The organism is Rhodopirellula europaea 6C, assembly GCF_000338295.1.
In the GTDB taxonomy this organism is placed as follows: Bacteria; Planctomycetota; Planctomycetia; order Pirellulales; family Pirellulaceae; genus Rhodopirellula; species Rhodopirellula europaea.
This window is the reverse complement of record NZ_ANMO01000155.1, coordinates 1-10,540: the sequence shown is the minus strand read 5'-3', so window position 1 is coordinate 10,540 and position 10,540 is coordinate 1. Positions and strand designations below refer to the sequence as shown.

8 protein-coding genes are annotated in these 10,540 nt (G+C 55.5%); 6 read left to right on the top strand and 2 right to left on the bottom strand.

All coding sequences use genetic code 11. The features are described 5' to 3' along the window. Positions 1 to 414: 414 nt before the first annotated feature. From RE6C_RS16545 to RE6C_RS16525, 5 genes are all read left to right on the top strand, one after another. Positions 415 to 1,365, top strand: a complete 951-nt coding sequence (locus tag RE6C_RS16545; protein ID WP_008658298.1) for an SMP-30/gluconolactonase/LRE family protein — start codon at positions 415 to 417, stop codon at positions 1,363 to 1,365. A gap of 119 nt (positions 1,366 to 1,484) precedes the next feature. Then, positions 1,485 to 2,957 carry a sulfatase family protein gene (locus tag RE6C_RS16540; RefSeq protein WP_173401800.1) on the top strand — a complete coding sequence of 491 codons (1,473 nt, stop codon included), beginning with the start codon at positions 1,485 to 1,487 and terminating at the stop codon, positions 2,955 to 2,957. A 55-nt stretch (positions 2,958 to 3,012) separates the two neighbouring features. Next, on the top strand, positions 3,013 to 4,422 hold the full coding sequence (locus RE6C_RS16535; protein WP_008658295.1) for a sulfatase family protein: 1,410 nt from the start codon (positions 3,013 to 3,015) through the stop codon (positions 4,420 to 4,422). A gap of 31 nt (positions 4,423 to 4,453) precedes the next feature. Next, a complete protein-coding gene (locus RE6C_RS16530; protein WP_236618276.1) occupies positions 4,454 to 5,218 on the top strand; it encodes a 3-keto-disaccharide hydrolase in 765 nt (254 codons plus the stop codon). Positions 5,219 to 5,400: 182 nt separating this feature from the next. After that, positions 5,401 to 6,327 (top strand): hypothetical protein, encoded by a 927-nt coding sequence (locus RE6C_RS16525; protein WP_008658292.1) that lies wholly within the window; start codon positions 5,401 to 5,403, stop codon positions 6,325 to 6,327. A gap of 198 nt (positions 6,328 to 6,525) precedes the next feature. Here the strand turns inward: RE6C_RS16525 and RE6C_RS16520 are convergent, their stop codons facing one another. Both RE6C_RS16520 and arsB read right to left on the bottom strand, forming a co-directional pair. Further along, positions 6,526 to 7,767 (bottom strand): DUF1559 domain-containing protein, encoded by a 1,242-nt coding sequence (locus tag RE6C_RS16520; RefSeq protein ID WP_039962310.1) that lies wholly within the window; start codon positions 7,765 to 7,767, stop codon positions 6,526 to 6,528. A gap of 588 nt (positions 7,768 to 8,355) precedes the next feature. Continuing rightward, a complete protein-coding gene (arsB, locus tag RE6C_RS16510) occupies positions 8,356 to 9,600 on the bottom strand; it encodes an ACR3 family arsenite efflux transporter (RefSeq protein ID WP_008658289.1) in 1,245 nt (414 codons plus the stop codon). A 598-nt stretch (positions 9,601 to 10,198) separates the two neighbouring features. Here arsB and RE6C_RS33580 point away from each other — a divergent pair. After that, positions 10,199 to 10,477: a hypothetical protein gene (locus RE6C_RS33580; protein WP_390175923.1), complete on the top strand. Its 279-nt coding sequence runs from the start codon at positions 10,199 to 10,201 to the stop codon at positions 10,475 to 10,477. Positions 10,478 to 10,540: the final 63 nt, after the last annotated feature.

Here is a 10,540-nt window from a genome sequence, read left to right as displayed (position 1 = left end):
ACGAGCGTCAGCTCGTGGACCCAGAATCCCCAACCAACGCGCCGGGCCCCAACGGGGTGACAGGATGGTACGACCTGCCGTCCCTCCGGGACTTCGTCATCTCGTTTGTTTCGATCTCCATTGGCTGACGCCAATGGCTACAACCTTTCGCCACTTCGTGGCTGGTGCGTGCTCGTGCAACACGTCGCCATGTCGCGCACGCCCTTAGTCCCAACGGGGCGACAGGATGAAACTCTCCTCCGCGAGAAATTGTGAGGAACGCCACTTCGGACTTTCATCTGAGATAGACTGGTGGGCTTTCGATCGTGGCGTTGGAGAGGCCGGAATGCGACGAGGACGAACGGTCGTTCCCTTCGCCCGCCGCTGGTCTCTGATACGTCATCCCGCCAAGTCCCCTCCGCAGACGGAACCCACATGAGTCATCCCCATCGATTGATCGCACTCCTGTGCTGCGTGCTCGGCTGCTCCGTCGCTGGCAACGCTGCCAAGGCTCAGGACATCACCCACAGCTTCTTGGCTTGCGGTCAAAAGACCTACCTGATGGGCGCGGACGGCAAAGCAATTTGGACGTACCCGTCCGCTTCACGCGATGGTTATGTGCTCGACGATGGCACGATCATTTTGACGTTGAACAAATCCAAACGTCACCGCGGTGGGGCAGTCGTTCGCATCGCTCCGGACGGAAAAGAAACCCTGATCTGGAAAGGCACCCAGAGCGAGGTCAACAGCGCGCATCCAACCGAGGATGGCACGTTTGTGATCACGGAAGCAGGCGACCAGCCCCGATTGCTGGAACTCAGCTCCACCGGCGAAGTGATTTTGGAGTTCCCGCTGGCCTGCCAGAAGAAGAACCATCACATGCAGACTCGGATGGCTCGCAAGCTTGCCGATCGAACCTACCTGGTGCCTCACCTCTTGGATTTCGCCGTCTTTCATTATGACGACAAGGGCAAGATTCTCGGCAAGCTGGACACCACCGTGCCTGGCGATTCCGAGCACAAGATTCACTCGTGGCCGTTCACCGCAATCCGTCACGGCGACGGTCAGACCCTGGTGACGTGTACGAACGGGAACCGAGTCGTTGACTTTGACGCAGATGGCAACGTCATCTGGACGTTGACCAACGATGATCTTCCGGGGGCTTGGTTGCAGGACCCCTGCGGGGCTCAGGTGTTGCCCAACGGGAACATCGTCATCACCAGTTACGCGGGCGGCCGAGCGGACGTGGACGCACCCAAGCTCTTGGAAGTGACACGTGACAAGAAGGTCGCGTGGACTTACCGGGATGGCCAGAAAGTCGGCGTGCACCACTTTCAAATCGGCACCACCAACGGGAAAGAAATCGTGGGGCCCATCCTCAAATAATTGGCACAGGCTTCCAGCCTGTGATTGCCCGGAAGCCATCACCCGCAACCGAACGCTCAAACGTTCAACGTTGCCATTCCCGCCTTTTCCTGCTCACCCACCATGCCGATCGGTCCTCCATGAAGCTCCAGCTCCAAGCCCTGATATGCGTGTGCCTGTTGCAGGGAATCGCGGCCGCCGGGCCGCCGAACTTTGTCGTCATCTTCACGGACGACCAAGGCTACCAGGACGTGGGTTGTTTTGGCTCGCCCGACATCCGTACGCCGCGGTTGGATGCGATGGCAAAGGACGGCATGAAGTTCACCAGCTTCTACGCACAACCCATCTGCGGACCATCGCGAGCCGCCTTGATGACCGGTTGCTACCCGCTGCGGGTGGCGGAACGAGGGCACATCAAGCAGATTCATCCGATTCTGCACGAAGACGAGATCACGATCGCGGAAGTGCTGAAAACAAAAGGCTACGCGACGGCTTGCTTTGGCAAGTGGGATCTCGCCAAACACACGCAGACCGACTTCTTCCCCGATTTGCTTCCGACCGGTCAGGGATTTGACTACTTCTACGGAACACCCACCAGCAATGACCGTGTGGCGAATCTCTATCGCAACAAAGAGCTGATCGAGCCGGATTCCGACATGGCGACGTTGACTCAGCGTTACACCGACGAAGCCATCTCGTTCATCGAACAGAACCAAGATCAACCGTTCTTTGTCTACATCCCTCACACGATGCCGCACACGCGGTTGGATGCATCCAAAGCGTTCAAAGGCAAAAGCAAACGTGGCCTGTATGGCGATGTCATTGAAGAGATCGACTTCAACGTCGGCAGGATTCTGGACACACTCAGCGAATTGAAGCTCGCCGACAACACCTACGTTCTTTTCACCAGCGACAATGGTCCTTGGTTGGTCAAGAACAAAGGGCATGTGGACGGGCATCGCCCACGTGATCACGGCGGGTCCGCTGGACCGCTACGAAGCGGCAAGGTTTCCTCTTTCGAAGGTGGCGTGCGAGTCCCCGCGATTCTTTGGGGACCAGGCAAAGTGCCCGCGGGAACGGTTTGCGATTCGATTGCGACGACCATGGACGTGATGCCAACCTTGGCTGCTCTCGCCGGAGCCGATGTTCCATCCGATCGAGTGATCGACGGGGAAGACATCCGCCATCTCTTCCACGGTGAATTTGACCAAGCCGATCCTGACAAGGCGTTCTTCTACTACCTGCGAGTCCATCTGCAGGCCGTTCGTCAGGGTAAATGGAAGCTCCACTTGCCCCGCGAAAAAGAACCGGTTGGAGCCGCTCCGTTCAGTCGCAATTCGCACATCGCTCCCAAGGACCGAATCGGTTTTGAGAGTCCCCTCCTGGTTGATTTGCAAAACGACTTGGGCGAAACAACGAACGTGGCGGCCGAAAATCCACAGGTTGTTGAAAGACTGCTGGGGCTAGCTGAATCGATGCGAGAAGACCTCGGCGACTTCGACCGAGTCGGAACAAACATGCGGTTCTTCGACCCGATGGATGCTCGCCCGACGAAGCCGCCCGTGCCTGCACCATCCGCTCGCAAAGGCAAGTCGTCTCATTCGGGCAAATGAAATCCCCAATGCTGCCGGTCTCATGCGGCACTCCCACATCATCCTCGTCCCACACATGAAACGTCTTCCCCACGCGCTGGCGATCGCCTGCATCGCCGTTTTTTATCTGGCCAACGCAACGTTGCTCCACGCGGCCGATCGTCCCAACATCATCTTGCTGCTGGCGGACGATCTTGGCTACGGAGACCTGTCGTGTTTTGGCAGCCCCGCCGTCAAGACACCACACTTGGATCGGCTGGCGAGTGAAGGCTTGAAGTGCGATCGCTTCTACGCCGGTTCGGCTGTTTGTTCGCCGACGCGAGCCTCGGTGTTGACCGGTCGTTATCCGCTGCGATTTGGAATCACGAAACACTTCAATGACCGAAACGGATGGCTGCCCGAATCCGCGACGACGGTGGCCGAACTTTTGAGCGACGCTGGTTACAACACGGCGCACGTTGGCAAATGGCATCTCGGTGGACTGCATGTTGACGAAACAGGGAAACGTTTAACCAACCAGCCCGGTCCTCGCCAACACGGGTTCGATTTCTATCAAACGCAGATTGAGCAACAACCACTTCGCGGCAAAATGGGGCGTGACAGAACGCTCTTCCGGAAAGGCGGAACGGTCCTTCTTCGCAACGACCAACGGATCAACGAAGACGATCCGTACTATCCCAAACACTTTACCGATGCCAACGGAGATTTCGCGGTCGAGATGATCGAGAAGCTCTCGAACGAAGACGCTCCCTTTTTCATCAACATGTGGTGGCTCGTTCCCCACAAACCTTATGAACCGGCTCCCGAGCCGCATTGGTCCGGCACCGCTGCGGACGGGATTAGCGACGATCAACACCGCTTCCGATCGATGGTGCAGCACATGGACGCCAAGGTTGGCGAGATCCTTCAGAAGCTCGATGAACTGAAGATCGCCGACAACACGCTGGTCCTTTTCACCAGCGACAACGGAGCTGCTTTTGAAGGATTCATTCACGACCTGAAAGGCGGCAAAACCGACCTGCATGACGGAGGCATTCGCGTGCCGATGATCGTGCGTTGGCCAGCCGCCATTCCACCGGGCCAAACATCGCAGGCATTTGGTCACACGAACGATCTATTGCCCTCCTTCTGCGACGCAGCCGGTGTCGATGTGCCGGGCGCATTGTCCTTGGATGGACTGAGTCTGTTGCCGCATTGGATGGGAGGCACCCCACCGAGCGACGAAGAAAGAGGGACCGTGTTCTGGCAATTGGATCTCTACAAATCGCTTCAGCGTCACACTCCCAAACCCAAGCCATTCGCGACGGAAGTGGTGAGGCGTGGGAACTGGAAGCTGCTCGCATTCAAAGGCAAACCGGTCGAATTGTTTGACGTGGACACCGACCCCAACGAGAAACACAACGTGCTCGTCGAGCATCCCGACCTGGTCGCGTCACTGAGTACTGAGCTGAACCAATGGCTCAACGAGCCACGGACGACCAAGTGACTTGACCGAAGCGATCTCACCTCTCAAGGACATGAAGATGATTTCAAGAAGCATGTTTGTTCGTTTGTTTCTGTTGAGCGGAATCCTTGCGACCGCAACTGGAACGGTGGTTTCCGCGGACAACACCTCGACATCGACACTCGGGCAGGAACCACCTGCCGGCGCCGTCGTGCTGTTCGACGGTTCAGGGTTCGATGCATGGAAACCGTTCTCGTGGCAGTGGATCAATCCCAACGACGATCAACAGGAAGTGCAATGGAAAATGGTGGACGGCGACTCGATGGAAATCGCGTTTGAATTGGACGGCAAGCGACGCAAGCAGTTTCTTTGCACGAAGCAAACGTTCGGTGACTATCGCTTGCACCTGGAGTTTCAGTTGCCCGAGGAAGGCAGCGGGAACAGCGGAATCTTCTTCGGACCATTGTACGAGCTGCAAGTCCTCCACAGCGCCGACAAAGAACGCCCCGGTCTGGGTGACTGCGGAGCGATCTATCAAATCCGGGCCCCTGACGTGAACGCCGCACTCGGCCCCGGTGAGTGGCAAACGGTGGACCTGGAATACCAAGCCGCCGAGATCGGCAAGAACGGCTTCATGACGGAAAACGGTGCCGCGCGTGTCACCGTGCGGCTCAATGGCACGTTGATTCACGACGACTTCAAACTGTCACTGCGTCGCAACAAGTACGCCGCTTTCCCCGAGGAACCGACCTCGCCGATCGTGCTGCAGGAACATGGATCCAAAGTGAAATTCAGAAACATTTGGGTGGTCGAAAAACCGCTCCAAAATGCGAAATAGAAATCTACTGCGGCGGCGGTGGGCCGAACCGCTCCCCGTATTCAATCCGGGGCTATTTTCTCCGCAGCAAAAATCATTGCGACAATCGGTGTAACAAATCGAAGTCGCGAACGCTTTGTCGGGCAGAGACAAGTTCTTAGCCATGTTCCTGCCAGACAAAGGACCAACCGATGTGCGCTGACGTGAAATCCCGCTACTTTCGAATCGTTGCCGGAATGTTGCTTCTCTTGGCGGCCAATGGATCGTCGGACGCGTTTGGCAACAACTATCCCATGCTGAGCGAGGTGTTGCCGACAATGCCGGAAAGGGCGCGAGATATCGACCTCAATGAAAATTGGATGGCCAACACGGTTGTGCTCGTAGGGACGGGTGACGACGACAAAATACGCATCGTGGTTGATGACGAAAGAATTCACTTCCGCGTCGATGGCCGTTCCGTCGGTCGGATCGACCTGGATGATCTACCCAATCGCCCCCAGGACGAAGACGAGGACTCGCCGTCTGAACTGGAGATCCCGCTCAATATCATTGTTTCTGGTGGATCCGGCAATGACAACATCTCGCTCGAGGTCGAGGCTTCTGACGATCCCGCAGCCGACATCCGAAATCGAGCAATCTTCCTGCTCTACGGTGATGAGGGCGACGACACACTGACCAGCGTCAATGCCGATCAAGTGATCTTCGTCGGAGGTTTAGGGACAGATCTGTTGATGGGCGATGGAAGAAGCTCTACCTACGCTGGCTGCGACATGCTCTCTACCAATTTTGAGACGTTGGAATTGATCTGCATGCCGGACATGTCGATGGACATCCTCGTCCCCGGTCATCCCGACAGCACAGCGCTTCGCAACTACTACCAACAATTCGAACCGGTGACCTACGTCAGTCCACGAGTGACGAGCGTTGAACTAACGCCGAAGAAACTACCGAACGTGCCGGTGATCGCCAGTCGAGAAAAGCAGAACTCGACAATCATAGACCCCACGCCCATCGAGTTTGACTCGATCCTCCTCGATCAAGATCGCGTCATCAACAAAATTGGATGCATCGTCCAGGATGTCACCTTCACCGATGACGGAATGAACATGGTCTTCACTGACGTGGAATAGATCGAGCCATCCCGGATCCAAACGCCATGGCTTTCGTATGATTCCGGGCATCCACGACGTGGCGAATGTCCGGCTAGCACACCGCTTCTACTTCACCTCACATCAACGCGATCCAAACAGGTTGAATGCAAATAAGAAACCTCGCCCGCAATGAACGGGCGAGGTTTCAAACCGATTTCAATCAACGTCAAAGAGACATCAGAACTCTTCGCTGACAACTTCTTTTGAATCGCGAGTACCGAGAGATCCCCAAACCCCGTATGGGCTCGGTGATCCAGGCCGCAGCCCAGGCAAGTCGCGACAGACTGTGTTCTGTTCCAAGTTGCCGGTATCGATGCTATCCGTGATGAACTTCACCGCGCCATCGCCCATCAATACGTGAGCACCGCCTGCGTGGCGACTGCCTGCCGATGAGATCACACCCGAGTGATTCCCGTCGCCACCGTCGTGCACGCAGTTGGCACTGTTGGGTGCCAAGATGGTGTGGAACGCGGTGTAGTAAGGACGCGAGTCAGCCCAACGTGCATGTTTGGCTTGCGAAAGGTTATCGCTCACGTTCGCGGCCGCGTCATAAAACTGCGGGCGTGACGGATCAATGTGGGCACCCGTTGCACAACGCGCTGGGATCAAGATCGTTTCGTTTGGCCCCAACATCGTTGTGATGTTGCGAACGAAGTCCGCACTGACCTCTCGTTTGCCACCCGATGTGACGACTTCACCCGCTGCGATGGTGTTGGACAGTCCATCGAGAACGTCGCGAAACTGGACCTTATTGCGGTTCCAGAAAAACCCACGCTGGGCAGCACGTGCACGAGTCACGGCCCAGTCTTCGTCGCGGTTATTCAGGTTGCCAAAGAAACCAAAGTCATTGACGCCACCGTTGTTGCCTCGGTCGACCGCGTCGCCAACAGAGCAGGCGTAGTTCGTACGCGCTAGCTGGCCGGGACCGTTTGCTTGTCCGCTGTCACTTGGGCAACGGTAGGCAGGGATTTGAGTGACCCAAGGAACATAGGTCGTCTGCCAGGGACAAGGTCCCATCGCAGGCCATGCGCCATTGACGCTACCGGGCAATGCTTGCCCCGCCGTCACCAACGTGCTCGGGTTTGAAATCTGCTCCCACAAACCTTGCTGCTCGATGTAGGGCAAAACCGGAACCAGCCAGCTGAGAAAGAGACGGTTACTTTGGTTGGTGCCGTCGGTCATGCTGATTTCTTGCTTCGTTCCGGTGCCAGACTGTGGCACCTGATTGAACGCGCTGTGGTAGTTGTGAATCGCAAGTCCGATTTGTTTGAAATTATTGCTGCACGACATTCGTCGTGCGGCCTCGCGGGCGGCTTGAACGGCTGGCAACAACAGGCCGACGAGAACACCAATGATCGCGATCACAACCAACAGCTCCACCAGAGTGAAACCTGGTCGCGCACGATGAGTTTTTTGCATGTAAGACTCTCCTAAGGGACAAGATGAAAATGGGGGTCAAAAAACGACGCCCAAAATCAAGATTAGCGATGACCAGTCACTCTGAGGAGTAGAAATCTCCAAAGATGATACAAATCGCAAATCGCCCCAAACACCGCTATTTGTTGACCGATCCACTCCGGCTGGCCCGAACGAGCACGATCCCCAGGCGAGCGAACTACCAAAACCCAAATCGCCGCTCCGCCCTATTAGCAACCACGCGTTAGCGTCCGGTTTCCCGCTTACACACTTCCAACTCGCTCGACCAACAACGCACTGCGTTCACCTTCCCACCAGCCCGCCCAAGCGAGTGACCAACAACCACTCAATGCTTGGCCGCGACGGTTGCGTCGAGGGCGATCTTTGCCATGCAAAGCTGATAGCAACTTTCAAATTCAGAACACTTCTGACAATCATCCCATTGCTTGACATCCGTCGCGATGTTCGGTCTTGAACGTATCATGCCGGCCGGATTGTCGATGCGAACCGTGAAGAATTTTCCGACACGTTCGCCAACACCGATCTGAACTGGAAAAATTTTTCCAAAACATGCTTTGTGATTCATCGCATTCAATGGATTGGCTCCCCATCCGGTGTGACTGGGATTGCTTCGAGCGCGGCACCCGACGTTTCGGAAACAAACCAACCACGTGTCTTGAGACAGAACTTGACCAAGGCCAACATCAACGGAACCTCGATCAACACGCCCACAACGGTCGCAAGAGCAGCACCCGACGACAATCCGTACAACATGGTTGATGTTGCAATGGCTACCTCAAAGTGATTCGACGCACCGATCATCGCCGTCGGTGCGGCTGATTCGTAGGTGAAGCCCAACGCTTTGCTGATCACGTATCCAAGCGCAAAGATGACCAATGTTTGAATCGTCAACGGAATCGCGATCCAAAGAATCGTGAGTGGGTTTTCGACAATCGTCTCGCCTTTGAACGAAAACAAAAGCACTAACGTCGCCAACAGTGCGGTGATCGTGACGGGTGTCAGGTAATGCAAGAACTTCTCGCGAAACCAAACCTCGCCCTTCGCCGCTATCACCCACTTGCGTGACAGATAACCAGCGATCAACGGCAAGGCAACGTAAACACCAATCGATAGAAGCAAGGCTTGCCATGGAACCGGAAGCTGACCAACTCCAAGCAGCAACCCGCCCAAGACACCGTAAAGAACGAGCATCGTGAGCGAGTTGATCGCAACCATCACGAGCGTGTGTCCATCGCTACCCTTCGCCAAAAATCCCCAAACCAAAACCATCGCTGTGCAAGGTGCGATGCCAAGCAAGATGCATCCTGCCAAATAGCTCCGCCAGAGTGGAACCTTCAACACCTTCACGCCATCCACCAACACCACCTCACCGGCACCATAAGTTGCTCCCACTTCGAGATTGCTGCCCAAGGGAGCTTTCACATAGTCGACGGCATCCGGACCAATGAACCCAAGAAACAATGTTCCCAAGAAAAAGCTGGCGATCGCGTACATCGTGAACGGCTTGATTGCCCAGTTGATAAACAATGTCAAACCAACGGGGCGAATCGACTTGCCGGCTTTGACCACTTCGCCGAAGTCGATCTTGACCATGATCGGGTACATCATGAAAAACAGGCATATCGCGATCGGGATCGAAATCACCGGAGCCTCGTTCACGTAGATCGCCATTCCGTCGAGCGACTTGGCGATACCGGGAGCAACCTTTCCCAACGCGATCCCCGCGACGATGCAAAGCCCCACCCAAACGGTGAGATAGCGTTCAAAGAAACCAATGCCCTTTTCATCTGAGAGGCAAGTTTGTTGTTCGCTCACGTTTCCGCTCCTTATGAAATTCGTCTATCGGCGATAAACGTTCATCGCACGTAAAAAAAGTCTTCGCGTCATGGCGACAAGCGTTTGGTAAAGCTGGCTTCATTCGATTGGAACGAAGTCAGGCCGCACTAACCCCAAGTAAACGCTCTCGTCAACGGAAAAGCAAATCGTCCATTCACGATAAACGATTTGAACAAATCTGCAAACGGCGGATCAACAAAAACCATTTGGTTCGTAAAAACACCAACATCCCCGATTCCAAACTCTGCTCCCCAACCATCCCAATGACATTGCGATCACGGTCTCCAGCGACATCGGGTAGCGAAAGTCGCGAAGGCCTTGGAAGGCAATCGTACGAACAACTTCTATTTTCAAGTAGATTCCAGCATCTCACTCCCAAAAAGACCTATCCGAGGCGGTCTGCTGGGATAGCAGCCTGTTGATTTAGTCGTATACCGAATGACAACAACTGGCCGATGGGCGTTAGCCCCGGCTGGCGTCTGACTAACCGCCGCTAACGCGGTGCGGCTCATTAAATCAACAGCCCGATAGGGCAGCGTCCTCGCTCTAAGTTCCAGCGGAGTCGCTACCCTTGCCCGTGACCCGTGGTCATTGGATCCTCGAAGAGCTTCTGGGGATGCCACCGCCTTCTCTACCAGAAGAGGTTCCGGCCCTGGTTCCCGAATTGAACGGAGTGGACACACCACGCGACCAACTCGTTCGCTACCGGAAAGCCCCCGCCTGCTTCGAACGCCGCAAACAGATGGCCTTGCTCTGGAGAACTTTGATGCCATCGGCGGATACCGAACGAAATTTGAGACCAGTCCAAAGATCAATCGGTCCGGCGAGATGTTCGGCAATAGGTTCAAGGACGTGACAGAGCCGCGTCGGACTCCGTTGCCAAGAAGATCCGTTCGCAAAGATCCTAAATATCAATGGG